Annotated in this window: 13 protein-coding genes; 10 read left to right on the top strand and 3 right to left on the bottom strand. The window is 63.3% G+C overall.

Annotated elements, in window-relative coordinates; all coding sequences use genetic code 11:
• Window positions 1-105: 105 nt before the first annotated feature.
• Window positions 106-1974, bottom strand: coding sequence for a CHASE3 domain-containing protein (locus AC0ZT5_RS16280; RefSeq protein WP_488497248.1), 1869 nt, complete (start codon window positions 1972-1974; stop codon window positions 106-108).
• A gap of 232 nt (window positions 1975-2206) precedes the next feature.
• Between AC0ZT5_RS16280 and AC0ZT5_RS16285 the strand changes: the two genes are divergently transcribed.
• The 8 genes from AC0ZT5_RS16285 to AC0ZT5_RS16320 all read left to right on the top strand — a co-directional run bounded on the left by AC0ZT5_RS16285 (window position 2207) and on the right by AC0ZT5_RS16320 (window position 13924).
• Window positions 2207-3460: an aspartate kinase gene (locus tag AC0ZT5_RS16285; RefSeq protein ID WP_095084820.1), complete on the top strand. Its 1254-nt coding sequence runs from the start codon at window positions 2207-2209 to the stop codon at window positions 3458-3460.
• An 83-nt stretch (window positions 3461-3543) separates the two neighbouring features.
• Window positions 3544-5814, top strand: coding sequence for a phosphoenolpyruvate--protein phosphotransferase (gene ptsP / locus AC0ZT5_RS16290; RefSeq protein WP_488497249.1), 2271 nt, complete (start codon window positions 3544-3546; stop codon window positions 5812-5814).
• Between the two features lie 10 nt (window positions 5815-5824).
• Entirely contained in the window at window positions 5825-6904 is a 1080-nt protein-coding gene (gene prfA / locus AC0ZT5_RS16295; RefSeq protein WP_488497250.1) for a peptide chain release factor 1, read from the top strand.
• Window positions 6897-7775, top strand: a complete 879-nt coding sequence (gene prmC, locus AC0ZT5_RS16300; protein ID WP_488497251.1) for a peptide chain release factor N(5)-glutamine methyltransferase — start codon at window positions 6897-6899, stop codon at window positions 7773-7775. The genes prfA and prmC overlap by 8 nt, the downstream gene beginning before the upstream one ends.
• A 303-nt stretch (window positions 7776-8078) precedes the next feature.
• Window positions 8079-9044: a DUF4167 domain-containing protein gene (locus tag AC0ZT5_RS16305; RefSeq protein WP_488497252.1), complete on the top strand. Its 966-nt coding sequence runs from the start codon at window positions 8079-8081 to the stop codon at window positions 9042-9044.
• Window positions 9045-9265: 221 nt separating this feature from the next.
• Window positions 9266-11872 (top strand): ATP-dependent chaperone ClpB, encoded by a 2607-nt coding sequence (gene clpB, locus AC0ZT5_RS16310; protein WP_477228447.1) that lies wholly within the window; start codon window positions 9266-9268, stop codon window positions 11870-11872.
• A 59-nt stretch (window positions 11873-11931) separates the two neighbouring features.
• Window positions 11932-12297 carry an MmcQ/YjbR family DNA-binding protein gene (locus AC0ZT5_RS16315; RefSeq protein WP_477291020.1) on the top strand — a complete coding sequence of 122 codons (366 nt, stop codon included), beginning with the start codon at window positions 11932-11934 and terminating at the stop codon, window positions 12295-12297.
• Between the two features lie 151 nt (window positions 12298-12448).
• Window positions 12449-13924 (top strand): L,D-transpeptidase family protein, encoded by a 1476-nt coding sequence (locus AC0ZT5_RS16320; RefSeq protein ID WP_488497268.1) that lies wholly within the window; start codon window positions 12449-12451, stop codon window positions 13922-13924.
• Between the two features lie 25 nt (window positions 13925-13949).
• Here AC0ZT5_RS16320 and AC0ZT5_RS16325 read toward each other — a convergent pair whose 3' ends face one another.
• Complete coding sequence (locus tag AC0ZT5_RS16325) at window positions 13950-14582, bottom strand: TMEM175 family protein (RefSeq protein WP_488497253.1); 633 nt, start codon at window positions 14580-14582, stop codon at window positions 13950-13952.
• A gap of 162 nt (window positions 14583-14744) precedes the next feature.
• Between AC0ZT5_RS16325 and AC0ZT5_RS16330 the strand changes: the two genes are divergently transcribed.
• On the top strand, window positions 14745-16304 hold the full coding sequence (locus AC0ZT5_RS16330; RefSeq protein ID WP_488497254.1) for an MFS transporter: 1560 nt from the start codon (window positions 14745-14747) through the stop codon (window positions 16302-16304).
• Between the two features lie 11 nt (window positions 16305-16315).
• Here the strand turns inward: AC0ZT5_RS16330 and AC0ZT5_RS16335 are convergent, their stop codons facing one another.
• Window positions 16316-18283 (bottom strand): M23 family metallopeptidase, encoded by a 1968-nt coding sequence (locus AC0ZT5_RS16335; RefSeq protein ID WP_477291026.1) that lies wholly within the window; start codon window positions 18281-18283, stop codon window positions 16316-16318.
• Between the two features lie 242 nt (window positions 18284-18525).
• Between AC0ZT5_RS16335 and AC0ZT5_RS16340 the strand changes: the two genes are divergently transcribed.
• Window positions 18526-18873, top strand: a complete 348-nt coding sequence (locus tag AC0ZT5_RS16340) for a hypothetical protein (protein WP_488497255.1) — start codon at window positions 18526-18528, stop codon at window positions 18871-18873.
• The last annotated feature ends 95 nt before the right edge of the window (window positions 18874-18968 follow it).

Below are 18968 nucleotides of genomic sequence, written 5' to 3' on the forward strand. Positions count from 1 at the left end.
ATCTTCTCAACTTGACGCACGCGTCCGCAAGGCGGCGTGCTGTATTAAATAGCCGAACATTAGGCCCGCGGTGTTGGTGCAGGCATCCGCCGGAAAGCGCGCCAGCTATGCTTTTGCGTCCAGCACGTCGCGCAGCTTGGTTTCGAGTTGCTCGATGGTGAATGGCTTGGCCAGGAAGTGCACGTCATGGTCGAGCACGCCGTTGTGGACCACGGCGTTCCTGGTAAAGCCGGTGGTAAAGATCACCTTCAACTGCGGCATGCGGGCGACCGCTTCCTCCGCAAGCTTGCGGCCGTTCATCACCGGCATGACGATATCGGTGAACAGAACGGCGATGCCGGGGTTTTCGGCCAGCGCCTGCAGCGCTTCCTGGCCGCTGCCGACATGGATGACGGTGTAGCCGAGTTCGCGTAGGGCATCCGTGGTTGAAGCACGCACGCGTGCATCGTCCTCGACGACAAGGATGGTTTCGGTGACCGGAGCCGTGGGGTTGTCGTCCCGCCCCGTGGAGATGGCAACCTCCTCCTGTCCGAAGAATCGCGGCAAATAGATCTTGATGGTCGTGCCTTCGCCGGGCTCTGAATAGATCTTGACGTGGCCGCCGGACTGTTTGACGAAGCCGTACACTTGGCTCAGCCCCAGGCCCGTGCCCTTGTTGACCGGCTTGGTGGTGAAAAAGGGCTCGAACGCCTTGGCCATGGTGTCGGGCACCATGCCCGAACCGGTGTCGCTGACGGCGACCATCACATACTGGCCGGCTTTGACCTCGGCATGGGTGGCGGCGTAGCTGTCGTCGAGGTGGCAGTTGGCGGTCTCGATGGTCAGCTTGCCGTCGTCGCCCATGGCGTCGCGCGCGTTGACGGCAAGGTTGAGAATGGCGTTCTCGATTTGGCTCGGGTCGGCATGGGTCTTCCACAAGCCTCCCGCCAGCACAGTTTCGATGCGGATGGTTTCGCCGAGCGCCCGCCGAAGCAGGTCGGACATTCCAGTCAGTAGGCGGTTGGTATCGACGATCTGCGGCGCCAGCGGCTGCTGGCGCGAGAAGGCGAGCAGCCTGGCCGTCAGATTTGCCGCCCGGTTTGCCGCGTCGATCGCCGCTTCGATGAATTTTGCGATGTCGTGCTCGCCGCGCTCCAGCTTGCGCTGGGCGAGGTTCATGGCGCTGATGATCACCGCCAGCATGTTGTTGAAGTCGTGGGCGATACCGCCTGTCAGCTGACCGACCGCCTCCATCTTCTGCATCTGGCGGATCTGGGATTCAGCCTTTTCGCGTGTCTGGATCTCATTGCCGAGCGCGATGTTCTTGCGCGTCAGCTCATCCTGGGCGACGGCCACTTCGCGGAAGCGGCGTCGGGATTCGCGGATTGTGAAGGTGCCGAGCAGAAAGATCGCCAGCAGTGCCGCCAGCGAGCCGATGCGCAGCCAGGTCTCGACCTGGTCCGTGTGCTCGTCACGCTCGGCGACGGCGGCGGCGTCGATGCGCCGGATCGTGTCCATGCTGGCCCGGATCTCGTCCATGGCGGCCTTGCCCTGGCCGCTGCGGACCATCTCCAGCGCCTTCGCGGCGTCACCCTTGTCGTAGAGGGCGATCGTTTCTGACAGCTCCGCCTGCTTTTGCGAAAGCGCGTCCTTGATGTGACTGACCTGCGGGGCGAGCTGGTCGTCCGAGGCCGTCATGGTGTCGATGCGGGCGAGTTGCCCCGGGATTGCCTCGACCGCCCTCCGATAAGGTTCGAGGTAGGATTTCTCGCCGGTCAGGAGATAGCCGCGCTGGCCGCTCTCGGCATCCTGCGCCAGTGAAAGCAGCCCGGAAAGCAGTTCCTGATATTCGATCGTCTCACGCGCGGCGGCACGATTGGCCCGCTGGCTCTCGACCAGCACGGCGCGCGTGCCGACGATCAGCGCCAGCATCGCGAAGCCGATGAAAAGCGGGAGCGATTGCCATCGGGTGGCGCGTCGAAGACGAGCAATCATCTGTTATGCCGAACCAAATGGGAATTCCCGCGGGCAGCATTTCGTAAGCGGCAGCGGACCGGAACGCAATATGCCATGTTCTTGAAGTCGGCAATCCGCCGCCAGCCTTGCGAAAGCTTCATCATTTGGCTAAGGAGGCCGCGCATTCAGCGGCCGGCATCAGCTGGCCTTCCGCTTTTCGGGATCCCGCTTTTGGGCTGGGTCCGGTATCAGTCAAAGGCATTTCGCTTCCATGGCGCGCATCGTGATGAAATTCGGCGGAACCTCCGTCGCCGACATCGCCCGCATCCGCAATGTGGCGCGTCACGTCAAACGCGAGGTCGACGCCGGCCATGAGGTGGCGGTGGTCGTCTCGGCGATGGCCGGCAAGACCAATGAACTGGTCCAATGGACGCGCGAAGCCTCGCCGATGCACGACGCACGCGAATATGACGCAGTCGTCGCTTCCGGCGAACAGGTCACCGCCGGCCTTCTAGCGATCACACTGCAGAACATGGGCGTGCACGCCCGTTCCTGGCAGGGCTGGCAGATCCCGATCAAGACCGACAATGCGCACGGCGCGGCGCGCATCCTCGACATCGACGGCGCCTTCCTGATCAAGCGTTTCGGCGAGGGCCAGGTTGCGGTGGTCGCCGGCTTCCAGGGCATCGGCCCGGACAATCGCATCGCCACGCTTGGCCGCGGCGGTTCCGACACCAGCGCGGTGGCGATCGCTGCGGCGGTCAAGGCCGATCGTTGCGACATCTACACCGACGTTGACGGGGTCTACACCACCGATCCGCGCATCGAGCCGAAGGCGCGACGGCTGGCCAAGATTTCGTTCGAGGAAATGCTTGAAATGGCCTCGCTTGGCGCCAAGGTTCTGCAGGTGCGTTCGGTCGAGCTTGCCATGGTGCACAGGGTGCGTACCTTCGTGCGGTCGTCCTTCGACGATCCCGATGCGCCCGGAATGGGGGATTTGCTCAATCCGCCCGGAACGCTTATTTGCGACGAGGAAGAGATCGTGGAACAGCAGGTCGTCACCGGAATTGCCTATGCCAAGGACGAAGCGCAGATTTCGCTGCGCCGTGTCGGCGACCGGCCGGGCGTCGCCGCCGGCATCTTCGGGCCGCTGGCCGAGGCCAACATCAATGTCGACATGATCGTCCAGAACATTTCCGAGGACGGCAAGTTCACCGACATGACCTTCACCGTGCCGTCGGGCGATGTCGACAAGGCGCTGGCCGTGCTCGAGCGCCTGAAGGCGTCGATCGGCTACGATGTGGTGCAATCGGAAGCCGGCATGTCGAAGGTTTCGGTGATCGGCATCGGTATGAGGAGCCATGCCGGCGTCGCCGCCACCGCTTTCAAGGCGCTGGCCGACCGCTCGATCAACATCCGCGCCATCACGACCTCCGAGATCAAGATTTCGATACTGATCGACGGTCCGTACACCGAACTTGCGGTTCGTACTTTGCATTCCGTCTACGGTCTGGATAAGCAGTAGCGAGAACGATTTGAGTTGTTGCGTGTGCGCCGGTCGCAGTGGAAACTGCGGCGGGCAAAATGCCCATTGGAGAAGAAGCCGCGATGCGTGATCAGGCCAGTGGCCCGCGCGTTTTGCTGAAACGGCTCCGCGAGCTCATGCAGGAGCCGCTGGAGCCGCAGGAGCGGCTTGACCGGATCGTGCGCGACATCGCCTCCAACATGGTCGCCGAGGTCTGCTCGCTCTACGTGTTGCGCGCCGATTCGGTGCTCGAACTCTACGCCACCGAAGGTTTGAACCCGAACGCCGTCCACCTGGCGCAGCTGCGGCTGGGGCAAGGCCTGGTCGGCACGATCGCGGCCAGCGCGCGGCCGCTCAACCTTTCCAACGCCCAGGAACACCCAGCCTTTGCCTACCTGCCGGAGACCGGGGAGGAGATCTACAACTCCTTCCTTGGCGTGCCGGTGCTGCGGGCAGGGCGCACGCTGGGTGTGCTGGTGGTGCAGAACAAGACCATGCGCCACTACCGCGACGACGAGGTCGAGGCGCTGGAAACCACCGCCATGGTCATCGCCGAGATGATCGCCACCGGCGATCTGGCGCGGCTGACCCGGCCGGGCCTCGAACTCGACCTGCGTCGTCCGGTCAGTTTCACCGGCCTGTCCTTCAACGACGGCGTCGGGCTTGGCCATGTCGTGCTGCACGAGCCGCGCATCGTCGTCACCAATTTGTTCAACGAGGACAGCGAGGAAGAGGTCAGGCGGCTCGAGACCTCGCTCGGCTCGCTCCGGCTCTCCATCGACGACATGCTGGAACGCCGCGACGTCGCCTTCGAGGGCGAGCATCGCCAGGTCCTGGAAGCCTATCGCATGTTCGCCAACGACCGCGGCTGGGTGCGCCGGCTGGAAGAGGCGATCCGCAACGGCCTGACGGCGGAAGCGGCGGTGGAAAAGGTGCAGAGCGACATGCGTGCCCGCATGCTGCACATGACCGATCCCTATCTGCGCGAGCGGATGAGCGATTTCGACGACCTCGCCAACCGGCTGCTGCGCCAACTGATGGGGCGCGGGCCGGAAGATGTCGCGGCGTCGCTGCCGAAGGACGCCATCATCGTCGCCCGCTCGATGGGAGCCGCCGAGCTGCTCGACTATCCCCGCGACAAGATGCGCGGGCTGGTGCTCGAGGATGGTGCTGCCACCAGCCACGTCGTCATCGTCGCGCGCGCCATGGGCATTCCTGTCGCCGGCCAGATGAAGGGCGCCGTTTCCATGGCGGAAAACGGCGATGCCATCATTGTCGACGGCGAAGAGGGCGTGATCCATTTGCGGCCGCAGCCCGACCTCGAAGCCGCCTATGCCGAAAAGGTGCGTTTCCGGGCGCGCCGGCAAGAGGTCTATCGCGAGCTGCGCAAGAAGCCGTCGACGACCAGGGACGGTGTCCAGGTCGATTTGCTGATGAATGCGGGACTTGCCGTCGACCTGCCGCAGCTTGCCGAGGCGGGTGCGGCCGGCATCGGCCTGTTCCGTACCGAACTGCAGTTCATGGTCGCCTCGACATTTCCCCGCGCCGAGGCCCAGGAAAAGCTTTACCGCGACGTGCTCGAAGCGGCGCGCGGCAAGCCGGTGACCTTCCGCACCATCGACATCGGCGGCGACAAGGTGCTGCCCTATTTCAAGGGAGCGATCCAGGAGGAGAACCCGGCGCTCGGATGGCGAGCGATCCGCCTGACGCTTGACCGGCCGGGCCTGCTGCGCACCCAGATACGCGCTCTGCTCAAGGCCAGTGGCGGACGTGAACTGAAGCTGATGCTGCCGATGGTGACCGAGCTTGGCGAGATCGCCCAGGCGCGCGAGATCATCGACCGCGAGGTACGGCATCTGTCGCGCTTTGCCCATCACCTGCCGACCAGCCTCAAGCTGGGCGCGATGCTGGAAGTGCCGTCGCTTCTGTTCCAGCTCGACGAATTGATGAAAGCGGTCGACTTCGTCTCGGTCGGTTCGAACGATCTGTTCCAGTTCGTCATGGCCGTCGACCGAGGCAACACGCAACTGGCCAACCGGTTCGATACGCTGTCGGCGCCGTTCCTGCGCGTCCTGAAGCAGATCGCCGATGCCGGCATCCGCAACCACACACCGGTAACCCTGTGCGGCGAACTGGCTGGCAAGCCGATCTCGGCGATGGCGTTGATCGGTCTCGGCTTCCGCTCGATCTCGATGTCGCCGGCCTCGATCGGCCCGGTCAAGGCGATGCTGACGGAACTGCCGCTGGATGAGTTGGAGGCGTTCTTCAAAGACAATCTGATGGCGCCGGCGCAGGGGCTGCCGATGCGGGCGCTGCTGCAGGCCTTTGCCGACGACCGTTCGATCCCATTGTAGTACCCGCATCATGGTCAATTTGCCCCGAGATCGTATGGATCAAGTCGTCAAGCGTTTCGAGATGCTCGAAGCGCAGATGTCGGCTGGCCCGGCGCCGGATGCCTATGTGCGGATGGCGTCGGAATACGCCGAGATTCAGGACATGGTGGCCAAGGTCAGGGCGCTGCGCTCGGCCGAGCATGAGCAGGCCGATCTTGAAGCCATGCTTGCCGACAAGGGTACCGATGCCGAAATGCGGGCCCTGGCGGAGGCCGACCTGCTGGAGGTCGAGGAGCGCATCGAGGGGCTGCAGAAGGACATCCAGATCCTGCTGCTGCCCAAGGATGCCGCCGACGACAAGAACGCCATTCTCGAAATCCGCGCCGGCACCGGCGGCGACGAGGCCGCGCTTTTCGCCGGCGACCTGTTTCGCATGTATGAGCGCTATGCTGCCGAACGCGGCTGGCGTTTCGAGACGGTGTCGGCCAGCGATGGCGATGCCGGCGGCTACAAGGAAATCATCGCCACGATCTCCGGCAAGGGCGTCTTTGCGCATTTGAAATTCGAATCCGGCGTGCACCGCGTGCAACGCGTGCCGGCGACCGAGGCGAGCGGGCGAATCCACACTTCGGCCGCTACCGTCGCCGTGCTGCCGGAAGCCGAAGAGGTCGACATCGACATCAGGGCCGAGGACATCCGCATCGACACCATGCGCGCCTCGGGCTCGGGCGGCCAGCACGTCAACACCACCGATTCGGCTGTGCGCATCACCCATCTGCCGACCGGCATCATGGTGGTGCAGGCGGAAAAGTCGCAGCATCAGAACAGGGCGAAGGCCATGCAGATCCTGCGCGCCCGCCTCTATGACCTGGAGCGCAGCAAGGCGGACGAGGAACGCTCCGAATCACGCAAGTCCCAGGTCGGCTCCGGCGACCGCTCCGAGCGCATCCGTACCTATAATTTCCCGCAAGGCCGCGTCACCGACCATCGCATCAACCTGACGCTCTACAAGCTCGACCGGGTGATGATGGGCGAACTCGACGAAGTGATCGACGCGCTGATCGCCGATCACCAGTCGAAGCTGCTCGCCGACATCGGCATCGATGGCTGATCGACTGCCCGAGGCGCTGGGGCCGCTGCTGCGGCAGGCGCAGGCTCGGCTTGCGGCTGCAGCCGTCGACGATCCGGCGCTCGATGCGAGGCTGATCGTCGAACATTTTTCCGGCACGACGCGCACGCAGGCGATTGCCGATCCCACACTCAAGATCGACGGAAACGCCATTGCGGCAATTGGTGATGCCTTGAGACGGCGCGCCGGCGGCGAGCCGGTGCATCGCATCCTCGGCTATCGCGAGTTTTATGGTTTACGCCTGTCGGTGTCGCCGGAAACGCTGGAGCCGCGACCGGATACCGAAACGCTGGTCGAGGCGATGCTGCCTTTCGTCAGGGCAGTGGCAGTGCGGGAAGGCGAATGCCGCATCCTCGATCTTGGCACCGGCACCGGCGCCATTGCGTTGGCGCTGCTCAGCGCCGTCCCGGCCGCGATCGCCACCGGGGTCGATATGTCCGCGGGCGCGCTGGCGACGGCGACCCGCAATGCCCGGCAACTGGACCTTGCAGGTCGGTTCACGGCGCTCCAGTCGGACTGGTTCGAAAAAGTTTCCGGCCGGTACCATGTAATTGCCGCAAACCCTCCCTATATACGCTCTGAAGACATTGGAAATCTGCAGGACGAAGTCCGCAATTTCGATCCGCACCTGGCCTTGGATGGTGGCGCGGACGGTCTGAGCCCCTACAGGATCATCGCCGCGGAAGCGGCAAGGTTTTTGGAAGCTGAAAGCAGGATTGCGGTCGAGATCGGCCACACGCAGCACAACGAGGTCTTGGAAATATTCGTCGCAGCCGGCTACCTGCTGGGCGGTGCATTTCAGGATCTTGGTGGAAACGACAGGGTTCTTGTCTTTAAAAGGACAAAGCCTTGACGCAGTGCAAAAAAAGCGCTTGGCAATGCCGGGGAATGCGGCTAGGGTCGCCTTAACCGGATGAGACGAAGCAGGCAGTGCTCTTAGCGATTCGGTTTTCCTTGGAAATAGCTGCCTTCTTGCGCAAACGATGCCCAAGCTTCGTGCGGGAATCGTCCGGCAAGTGATGTAACCGGAACAGGATGGCACGTGGCGCCAACGCAATTGATGCGGGCGAACGCCGGTGAAGAAACGAAGCGGCTGGCTGCATGAGCGCCTCCGTTCGTGAAGAGTTTTCGAAAATTTCAAAATGAAGAGAGTTTGATGAGGCCACAACAGCAGAACAGGCGCATGCGCGGTCGCAACAACAATGGCGGCGGCGGCGGCAATAACAACAATAACAACAACAACCGCAAGGGACCAAATCCCCTGACGCGCAACTACGAGAGCAACGGCCCGGACGTGAAGATCCGCGGTTCGGCTCAGCAGATCGCCGAAAAATACGCCACCTTGGCCCGCGATGCGCACAGCTCCGGCGACCGGGTCATGGCGGAGAACTATCTCCAGCACGCCGAGCACTACAATCGCATCATCGCAGCCGCACAGGCGCAGATGCCGATCCAGAACACGCAACAGAATCGCGATGATTTCGACGATGACGGCGACGAGGATCGCGACGAGTTCGACAATGCCGGCAACAGCGGCAACACTATTTCCGATGCCCAGGTGCCGGTGATCAACCATGGCGCCGGGCCACAGCCGGTCATCGAAGGCATGCCGGCCGAGGTCGCGCTCAACCGGGAAAACGGCCGCGACAATCGTGATGGCAATAGCGGGCGTGACAATGGCGGGCGCAACAATGGCGGCCGCGACAACAATAGTGGGCGCCATCGCGATCGTCGCCCCAATGGCGGCTACGGCCAGAATGGGCAGCGCGACTATGGCTCGTCCGCCGAGCAAGGCGGCCAGCCTCAGCGCAACGAGGCCCCGATCCAGGCCGAAACCGCTTCGCCGACCGAAGCCAGCGAATCCGTTGCGACAGCCGAGCCGGCTCCGCTGTTCGAGAACTTGTCGCCGGCAGGTCTTGCCGCTCAGGCCGAACTCAATGAGGCAGCCGCCGAGAGCATTGCTGCCCGTCGCCCGAGGCGCCCGCGCCGTCCGCGCGTCAGTGCCGATCAGGTGGACAGCGGCAGCGACAATGCGAATTCCGGGGCCGATGCCGGCGAGGTGGCTGTGGCCCCGGCCGACGGCGGCAATGCCGAACCGGTCAAAGTTGACATCGACAACTGATCGAACGACATTTCAGGATATCGGACGGCGGAGAGAAATCTCCGCCGTTTTCGTTTTGTGCCGCGATGGAATATTGTGCGTTGACCGACATCAAGGCGTCTTGAGACAGCATGGCCCATGCACCATATCTCGGCTGAACTGGACCCGGCTCGAATGGGCGGGTCCGTCACCGCAATCGGATCCGGTGCCGCAAAGCGGGCCGGTGATGGAAGGAGACAGATATGAACCTTGAGAAATACTCGGAGCGCGTGCGCGGCTTCATCCAGTCCGCGCAGACCATGGCGCTCTCCCGCAACCACCAGCAGTTCACACCCGAACACATCCTGAAAGTGCTCGTCGACGACGACGAGGGGCTGGCCGCGTCGCTGATCGAACGCGCCGGCGGCAACGTTCGCGACGTCAAGCTTGGCGTCGAAACGGCGCTCGAAGCGATGCCCAAGGTCGAAGGCGGCAACGGCCAGCTCTATCTGGCGCAGCCGCTGGCCAAGGTGTTTTCGACCGCCGAAGAGCTGGCCAAGAAGGCTGGCGACAGCTTTGTCACCGTCGAACGGCTCTTGCAGGCGCTCGCCATGGAGAAATCGGCCAAGACCGCAGACATCCTGGCCAAGGCCGGGGTCACCGCGCAGGCGCTCAACCAGGTCATCAACGATGTCCGCAAAGGCCGCACCGCCGATTCGGCGAGCGCCGAACAGGGCTACGACGCGTTGAAGAAATACGCACGTGACCTGACCGCGGATGCTCGCGCCGGCAAGCTCGATCCGGTTATCGGCCGTGACGACGAGATCCGCCGCACCATCCAGGTGCTGTCGCGCCGCACCAAGAACAATCCGGTGCTGATCGGCGAGCCGGGCGTCGGCAAGACGGCGATCGCCGAAGGCCTGGCGCTGCGCATCGTCAATGGCGACGTGCCGGAATCGTTGAAGGACAAGCAATTGATGGCGCTCGACATGGGCGCGCTGATTGCCGGCGCCAAATACCGCGGCGAGTTCGAGGAACGGCTGAAGGCCGTGCTCTCCGAAGTCACCTCGGCCGACGGCAACATCATCCTGTTCATCGACGAGATGCACACGCTGGTCGGCGCCGGCAAGGCGGATGGCGCCATGGATGCGTCGAACCTGTTGAAGCCGGCATTGGCGCGCGGTGAATTGCACTGCGTTGGCGCCACCACGCTTGATGAATATCGCAAGCATGTCGAGAAGGATGCGGCCCTTGCCCGCCGCTTCCAGCCGGTGTTCGTCGATGAGCCGACGGTGGAAGACACCGTCTCGATCCTGCGCGGCCTGAAGGAAAAATACGAACAGCACCACAAGGTGCGCATCTCGGATTCGGCGCTGGTTGCGGCGGCGACACTGTCCAACCGCTACATCGCCGACCGCTTCCTGCCGGACAAGGCGATCGACCTCGTCGACGAAGCCGCTTCGCGGCTGCGCATGCAGGTCGATTCCAAGCCCGAGGCACTCGACGAGATCGATCGCCGCATCATGCAGCTCAAGATCGAGCGCGAGGCGCTGAAGGTCGAGACGGACGATGCGTCGAAGGATCGGCTCGCCCGGCTGGAAAAGGAACTCGCCGGGCTCGAGGAGGAATCGACCGAGATCACCACCAAGTGGCAGGCCGAGAAGCAGAAGCTCGGGCTTGCTGCCGATCTGAAGAAGCAGCTCGACGAGGCACGCAATGAGCTTGCCATTGCCCAGCGCAAGGGTGAGTTCCAGCGCGCCGGCGAGCTTGCCTATGGCAAGATCCCGGAACTGGAAAAGAAGCTGAAGGAAGCCGAAGCCCAGGACGGCAAGGTCGGCATGGTCGAAGAGGTGGTCACCCCCGACCACGTCGCCCATATCGTCTCGCGCTGGACCGGCATTCCGGTCGACAAGATGCTGCAGGGCGAGCGCGACAAGCTGTTGCGCATGGAAGACGAGATCGGCAAGCGCGTCGTCGGCCAGGGCGAGGCGGTGCAAGCTGTCTCGAAGGCCGTGCGGCGCGCCCGCGCGGGCCTGCAGGATCCGAACCGGCCGATCGGCTCGTTCATGTTCCTCGGGCCGACGGGCGTCGGCAAGACCGAACTGACCAAGGCGCTTGCCAGTTTCCTGTTCGACGACGAGAGCGCCATGGTGCGCATCGACATGTCGGAGTTCATGGAGAAGCACTCGGTCGCCCGGCTGATCGGTGCACCTCCCGGCTATGTCGGTTATGAGGAGGGCGGTGCCCTGACCGAAGCGGTGCGGCGCAGGCCCTATCAGGTCGTGCTGTTCGACGAGATCGAGAAGGCGCATCCGGACGTGTTCAACGTGCTGTTGCAGGTGCTCGATGACGGCCGCCTGACCGACGGCCAGGGCCGCACCGTCGACTTCCGCAACACTCTGATCATCATGACGTCGAACCTTGGCGCGGAGTATCTCGTCAATCTCGGCGAGGACCAGGATGTCGATCAGGTCCGCGACGAGGTGATGAATGTGGTCAAGGCCTCGTTCCGGCCGGAGTTCCTCAACCGCGTCGACGAGGTGATCCTGTTCCACCGGCTGCGCCGGCAGGATATGGGCCGCATCGTCGAGATACAGCTCAAGCGGCTGGAGAGCCTGCTGACCGATCGCAAGATCACTCTTTCGCTCGACCAGGAGGCGATCGACTGGCTGGCGGCCAAGGGTTACGACCCGGCCTACGGCGCGCGGCCGCTGAAGCGGGTGATGCAGAAGGAACTGCAGGACCCGCTGGCGGAGAAGATCCTGCTCGGCGACATCCTCGACGGCTCGACCGTCAAGGTGACAGCCGGTTCCGACCGGCTGAACTTCCGCTCGAAGCCGACGATTGTGGCGGCCGAGGCGGCAGCCTGATCCAACGCCGCGCGTCCAGCATGGACGCGCGGCCTTTTTTCATACAAGGCGGGGCGCGGATGACGCTGGACGACTACAACAGCTTCTGCGCTTCGCTGCCTTCGACAAACCACGTCGTCCAATGGGGCGGCGCTCATGTCTGGAAGGTCGGGGCCAAGGTCTTTGCGATCGGCGGCCGGGACCGGGGCCAGCAGCTCTTCGTCACCTTCAAATGTTCCGACATCGCCTATGACGTGCTCAAGGAGCAGCCGGGCTTGCGTCCGGCACCCTATCTTGCTTCGCGCGGCATGAAATGGATCCAGCGTCAGACAAGCCAGAGCATGGATGATGACGCGCTGAAGGACTATCTGCGCGAGAGCCATCGCCTTGTTGCCCTGAAGCTGACGAAGCAGGCGCGCAGGGAGCTGGGACTTGCCGCAAGCTAGCTGATATTCATCGAGGCGCCGGGAAACCGCCATCTTCATGCCCGGTTCATATTGGAACCATATGGTGGTGAACTGGTTTGCTGGCGAAGGGGTTCGCCGTACAGGGACACTGCCGGGCGGCGGCAATTACGGACCGGAGAGTTTGGCCACCATGCTGCGCACGATCTTCACCCTTTCGGTACTTGCCGGCGGGCTTTTGTCTTCTGGCGCGCTCGGCGCGCCGACGCAGGACAGCGCACCACGGATTGCCCGCGCTGCCGATGACGGCGGCATCCTCGTCGCCCAGGACGGCAATCTCGACATCTATTACGACGCCAGGGGCAACCGCGTCATCGTCGATGCCGATACCGGCAAGGTCATCGCTATCCAGCCGCCGCAGACGCGGCTCGACCGGCGCGCGCTGCGCCGCGAGACACGGCTGCGCGAGCTTGGCCGCGTCCCCGATGACAATGACCGCTACTATCTCGACGATCCGCAAGACATGGCGCGGTTCCGCCGCAAGCAGCTGGAAGAAGAAGGTCGGGTCATCCCGCCGCCGGCGGACGAATACGATCCTGACAGCGACAATTCCGTGGAAGCCTATCCGCCGCCACCACAGGACGATGGCAGCTACGACAACAATTATCCCGATGCGCCGCAGCCGGGAGAGCCGGGCACCATCAAACGCCAGCCGCTGAACGAGGCGTCGATAGATCCTGCCCAGCCGGCGTCTCCCTCCGAGCAGGCGGGACTGCCGCCAACGGACGGCGGCAAGACGACCGTCGAGCCGGCGCTTTCGCTGGGAGCACGTCAGGATGTCGCGGCGCTGCAGGTGCTGCTCGACCGGGGTGGCGCTTCGCCTGGCGTCATCGATGGGCGTTTCGGTTCGAATGTCGACAAGGCGCTCGCCGCCTACAACCAGATCACCGGCAGCAATCTGCGATCGACCGATGCGGTCGGCATCCAGGCAGCTCTTGCGCAGTCCGGCGGCGATGCCTTCGCCAATTACACCATTACACCGGAGGATGCGGCCGGTCCCTATGTCGCCTCGATCCCGGAAGACTACAGCCAGAAGGCGCAGCTCGACCGCATGGGCTATACGTCGGTGACCGAGGCGCTCGCGGAGCGCTTCCACATGGACGAGAACTACCTCAAGGCGCTCAACCCGGACGCCAACTTCAATCGTCCTGGCACGACCATCAAGGTCGCCAATTTCGGCAAACTGGTCTCGACGCCGGTTGCCCGTATCGTCGCCGACAAGGGCAGGAAAGAAGTCTTCGCCTATGATGCGGGCGGCAAGCTGGTGGCGGCCTATCCCGCAACCATCGGCTCGGCGGATACGCCGTCACCGTCCGGCATACACGCTGTATCGCGCGTCGCTCTCGATCCGAACTACACCTACAACCCCAGCATCAACTTCAAGCAGGGCCAAAACGACAAGGTCCTGACGATTCCGCCAGGTCCGAACGGTCCGGTCGGCTCGGTGTGGATCGCTCTGGACAAGCCGACCTACGGTATCCACGGCACGCCGGATCCGTCGAAGATCGGCAAGACAGAAAGCCATGGCTGCGTGCGCCTGACCAACTGGGATGCGCGGGAACTGGCCAAGCTGGTCTCGCCGGGCGTGACGGTGGAGTTCGTCGACTGAAGCTGAAGCAGCGCTTTTGAAACGCTCAGCCGATGATCCTGCGCACCCACTTCGCGCCCGGGGTTATCGCATAGACCAGCTGGACCACCAGGATAAATCCGACGCTGAGCAACGGCGTGATCAGGCACAGTGCCGCGCCGATCGCCCACAGGATCTGCGCCTTGACGATGCGCAGATAGACTGTGCGTTTGGCTTCGGCATCGACACCCTCCGCCAGGAGGCCGTTTTTCTCGGCATAGCGCCAGCTGGCGAACAGCGTGACGCCGAGCATCAGCAGGTTGAGCCAGTAGGCCAGCATCGCGGTTCTGAACTCGAGGAAGTCGGCCAAAAGATCGGTCGAGAAAGGCAGCAGGGCAATGAAGGCGAGAAAGCTGAGGTTCAGCGTGGCAAGCCGCCGGTCGGATTTTGCGATCAGCCCATGCTGCGCCTGCTGACCGAACCAGAAGATGGTCAGCGTCAGGAAGCTCAAGGCATAGGTCAGGAAGCGCGGCGCCAGTGCCGCGATCGCGGCAAGCAGATCGCGCTCCGAATGGATCGCCTCGTGCGCCGGCACCCTGATTTCGAGGACGATCAGGGTGAGTGCGATGGCGAACACGCCGTCGGTGATGCCGACGATACGGCCGCGTCCCTCCGCCGATGCTTCAAGTGGCCGCTTCATCGACTTTCCCCGTCTGCAACTTTCCAGAAAGCTAGCCAGAACCTAGCATGGCTGCCGCCGTGTGCACCCACGCAGGTGCGATCCTGACCATGTGGCTGGTTTCAAGGACAGCAAGCCACTGGCCGGTTGTTGCCAACACGCCTGCGGTCTAAGCAAGGTTCCATGCATTCACCAAGCGAAGCCGCCGCCGTTCCTCTGACCAGTCCGGTGACGAACGGCACGTTCTGTCCGCCGTCGCAGCGGCGATTCGTGCTGATTGCGGCGATCCTGGCCTCGGCGCTCGGTTTCATCGACGGTTCGATCCTGGCCATCGCCATGCCGGCGATCCGCGTCAACCTTGGTGCCAGCCTGGCGCAGGCGCAGTGGATTTCCAATGCCTATGCGTTGACGCTGTCGGCACTGATCCTTGCCGGGGGTGCCGCCGGCGATCGATTCGGTCTGCGCCGCGCCTTCGTGGCAGGCATTGCGCTGTTCATTGTCGCCTCGCTTGCCTGTGCGCTGGCGCCGAATGCGGTGGTGCTGATCGCATTTCGCGCGCTGCAGGGCATTGGTGCGGCGATCATGGTGCCGGGCAGCCTGGCCATCATCGCCAAGGCCTATCCGAAAAAAGAGCGCGGCCGCGCCATAGGCATCTGGGCCGCGGCTTCGGCGCTGACCACGGCACTTGGCCCGGTGCTCGGTGGTTTCGTGCTGTCGGCATTCGGTGACAGCATCTGGCGGGCGATCTTCGCGGTCAACCTGCCGCTCGGCCTGATCTCGATCTATCTACTGCTGGCCAAGATCCCGGCCGATGCGCCGACGGAAAAACGCAGCCTGGATCTCGGCGGTGCCGCGCTCGCGACATTGGCCTTCGGCGCGCTCGCCTATGGGCTGACCTCGATGAGCGCCCGCGGCGAGGGCCATCTGTCGGGGCCGAGCATTGCGGCCGGTTCCGTGCTGCTGGCTGTCTTCATCGCCTTCGAACTTAAGCAGCGCGAGCCGATGATCGATCTGTCGCTGTTTCGCGTCGGTGCTTTCGCCGGCGCCAATCTCGCGACGTTCTTCCTCTATTTCGCGCTGTCGGCCAATCTCTTCTATCTGCCGATGCTGCTGATCGCCGGCTGGGGACTGAGCACGGCCGAGGTCGGCTTCATCTTCCTGCCGCTGTCGGCATCGATGGCACTTTTGTCGAGGCCCGTCGGCCAGTTGTCCGACCGGATCGGGCCGCGCTTTCCGATCGCCTTCGGCAGCCTTGTCGTGGCGTTCGCCTTTGCAGGACTTGCCTTGCTCGCCCATGCTGGCATCCACAATTTCTGGACGGGAACATTTCCGCTGATGGGGCTGATGGGGCTCGGTATGGCGCTGGTCGTGTCGCCACTGTCGACCGCGATCATGACGGCCGTGGAAGACAAGGATACCGGTGCTGCCTCCGGGATAAACAATGCCGTCTCGCGCATCGGCGGCCTGATCGCGGTGGCAGCGATGGGCTCGCTTGCGGCTTGGGTCTACGCGAAAGCACTCGATGGGAATGCGACGCCCGGAGTGCCAGGCTTTGGCGAACCGTCGACGATTGGGCTGGCGCCGGCAGTCGACGCGGCAAGGCTCGCCGCCGGCGACACGGCGTTTTCCGCCGTCTCTTCGGTGACGGCACTGCTCTGCCTGCTTTCGGCAGTGATCGCGTGGACGACCATTTCCGGTCAGCGGCTGCCATGGCCGTGGCGTGTGGAAAATCCGAAAGGTTGAAAATCAGCGAATCAGCCGTCGATCTTGGCGCTCGCAACCTTCAGCGAATCACTGTCTTCCTGCTTCAGCAGGTCGTCGATGCGCTCGCGTTCGCGCTTGAAGGCGACGAGATCATCGCCCTTCAGCACCTTGCCGACCGGCAGCCGGACACGCATCGAATCGACTTTGGTGCCGTTGACGATCAGCTCGTAATGGAGATGCGGACCGGTGGAGAGGCCGGTCTGGCCGAGATAACCAATGACCTGGCCCTGGCGAACGCGCACGCCTTCTTCGATGCCTTTGGCAAAGGCGCTCTGGTGATTGTAGGACGTCTCGTAGCCATTGGCATGACGAATGATGATCTGTTTGCCATAGCCGCCGGCCCAGCCCGCCTTCTCGACGACGCCATTGCCGGCGGCGATGATCGGCGATCCGATCGGGGCGGCCCAGTCCGTACCTGTGTGCATGCGGACATAGCCGAGGATAGGATGCCTGCGCGCACCAAACCCGGAGGTAAATCTCCCGTTTGGCAGTGGGTTGCGCAGTAGGAACTGCTCGGCGCTGCTGCCGTCCTCGTCGAAATAGTCCGCGCTACCGTCCTGCATCTGAAACCGGTAGAAGTTGCGCGTTTGCCCGCCGAAGGTCGATGAGACATAAAGCAGTTCGGACTCGTCGGACGCTTGGTCGTCGCCGTCCGGCTGCGAGAACAAGACTTCAAGGCGATCCGCCGGATTGAGTCGCGACTGGAAGTCGACGCCGGATGCCAGCAGCTTGACCAGTTGCTGGGTCATCTTTTTCGACATGCCATAGGAATAAGCGGCGCGGTAGATGCCGTCATAGATGTTCGGCAAATTTCCGCGCACCACCACGGGCGGTGAGTCGTCGAACGCCGTCAGCAATTCGGGGTTCGGATCCGGCTCCTGCGCCGGCACATACTGGCCGCGATCGTCGAGCGCGATGGTGACGATGTGCTGCGTTCGGTCGTAGACGCTGGTGCGCACGACCTTGGCGGCGTCGCCATGCACCTCGAGACCGACACGCAGCACGGTTCCGGCCTTGAGCGCCGTCGCGTTCAACAGCTTGGCGATCGCTTCGGCCATGCCGGTGGCGTCTTCTCCCGTATAGCCCGAATCGGCAAAGGCCTCGGTAATGTCGAGATCCTTGGTGAAGGGAATGATTTCCTCGGCGAAAGCCGGCGCCTGATCGTCGGCGGCGGCGCGTGGCGCCACCGAGACGTTCTCCGGCACGATCTTGACGTCATAGGAGCCGGCCATGCTCTCGGCAAAGGCGTCGCCGAATCGCTGCGGGTCGACATAGTGCAGTGAAGCGACCTGGACGGCGCCATCGCTGAGGTCTGTGCCGGCTTCGCGCACCACCTTTTCCACCTCGTCGGCAGAGAGGTCGCTCTTTTCGTCGAAGGCAGCCGTCTCGATCGGGAAATCGACGGTCTTCAGGCTCATCTCGCTTTCGACCTTGGCGCCGTAGATCTGGCCGGAAGCGGCCGAGGCTGTCGCCGGCTGCGCAGCACTGTCGTCGCCGTCGTTGCCGAACACCTGCATCGGGTCGAAAGGCGGGTAGGGGCGGCTGGTGGTGTGGCCGGCGGCAAGCGCCATCTTGATCTGCACGAAAGGCATGGTGTGGATGACGTCACGGTCGCCGACCTTGGTCACCATCGACACTTCCATCCGACGGCGGTCCTTGGCCTTGGCGATCTGACGCGGCGCCACCAGCCTTGTCGTCTTGGCCACCTCGCCGGAATCGCCATTGCCGGCAAGATTGATCAGTTCCGCAATCTCGGGTGGCGTCGCCAACTGCTGACGTCCGTCAAGGGCAGCGAACAGTGCGACGCCCATCAGCACGCTCGAGGTCACGCCGGTGAGGAAGGTGCCTGATAGCCAGCGTGCGGAAACCTCGCGCCGGTCGGGCGGGCCGCTGCGGCCGTCCGCGATAAGCGGCGGCTCGTTGCCGAGTTCGGCTATGACATCTTCCGTGTCTGGCATCCAGAAAGGCTGCTTCTTCCCCGGGCGGAACGGCTTGTCGCTTTTGTTATGGCCGTGACATTTGCCCGTCATGGCCGGTGAAGTCAACGAAGCCTGCGCCCCGGCCGAATTCCCCTCGCGCACTTCTCTTGTATAGAGCGCTCTATAAAGAGGGGCGGTTCACCTTCTCTGCAAGGCTCATCGCGCACCCCTGTATGAGGCTTTGAAAGAGGCGCTGCGCCGTCGGCGCGGTGCCGCTTTCGTTGGCTTTGGTGTCGAACGGCAATGCGGCGGCAATAGGGCTCCTTCGTGGTCGCCACCCGGCGTTGTCGCTGTTCCCCAAGGGCAGCCGGCTATCAACAGACCGGGCCGAGATTTCTGTCGCAAAAAGTTCAAAAACTTTGAGATGGCTGTTGACACTTGTTGATGGTGGCGACTATATACGCCTCACCAACGAGGGCGGCACGCCGCTGGCGACGAAGAAGTTTGCTTCTAAGCCTGCCCGTTGTGAGATTCAAGAGAGCCGCGTAAGCGACACTCGGACGGCCCCGGAGCCAAAAGCGAAACGGGCCACGACACTGCGTCTGCGGTGTCTGTTCTTTGAAAATTGAATATTGAAGAAAGAGAAACGTGGGCGGCAGAGTCCTGCTGAACCTCTTATCCCGCCAGGGATAGGTTGTTCGAACGAGACTTTGGCGGACACGTT

Source organism: Mesorhizobium sp. CNPSo 4670, assembly GCF_057784235.1.

Excerpts from the sequence above, each read along its gene's own strand:
- ptsP (WP_488497249.1), top strand. The coding sequence starts at position 3,544 with ATGCGTGATCAGGCCAGTGGCCCGCGCGTTTTGCTGAAACGGCTCCGC.
- AC0ZT5_RS16330 (WP_488497254.1), top strand. The coding sequence starts at position 14,745 with ATGCATTCACCAAGCGAAGCCGCCGCCGTTCCTCTGACCAGTCCGGTG.
- AC0ZT5_RS16335 (WP_477291026.1), bottom strand. The coding sequence starts at position 18,283 with ATGCCAGACACGGAAGATGTCATAGCCGAACTCGGCAACGAGCCGCCG.
- AC0ZT5_RS16305 (WP_488497252.1), top strand. The coding sequence starts at position 8,079 with ATGAGGCCACAACAGCAGAACAGGCGCATGCGCGGTCGCAACAACAAT.
- AC0ZT5_RS16325 (WP_488497253.1), bottom strand. The coding sequence starts at position 14,582 with ATGAAGCGGCCACTTGAAGCATCGGCGGAGGGACGCGGCCGTATCGTC.
- AC0ZT5_RS16320 (WP_488497268.1), top strand. The coding sequence starts at position 12,449 with ATGCTGCGCACGATCTTCACCCTTTCGGTACTTGCCGGCGGGCTTTTG.
- AC0ZT5_RS16280 (WP_488497248.1), bottom strand. The coding sequence starts at position 1,974 with ATGATTGCTCGTCTTCGACGCGCCACCCGATGGCAATCGCTCCCGCTT.
- prmC (WP_488497251.1), top strand. The coding sequence starts at position 6,897 with ATGGCTGATCGACTGCCCGAGGCGCTGGGGCCGCTGCTGCGGCAGGCG.
- clpB (WP_477228447.1), top strand. The coding sequence starts at position 9,266 with ATGAACCTTGAGAAATACTCGGAGCGCGTGCGCGGCTTCATCCAGTCC.
- AC0ZT5_RS16315 (WP_477291020.1), top strand. The coding sequence starts at position 11,932 with ATGACGCTGGACGACTACAACAGCTTCTGCGCTTCGCTGCCTTCGACA.
- prfA (WP_488497250.1), top strand. The coding sequence starts at position 5,825 with ATGGTCAATTTGCCCCGAGATCGTATGGATCAAGTCGTCAAGCGTTTC.
- AC0ZT5_RS16285 (WP_095084820.1), top strand. The coding sequence starts at position 2,207 with ATGGCGCGCATCGTGATGAAATTCGGCGGAACCTCCGTCGCCGACATC.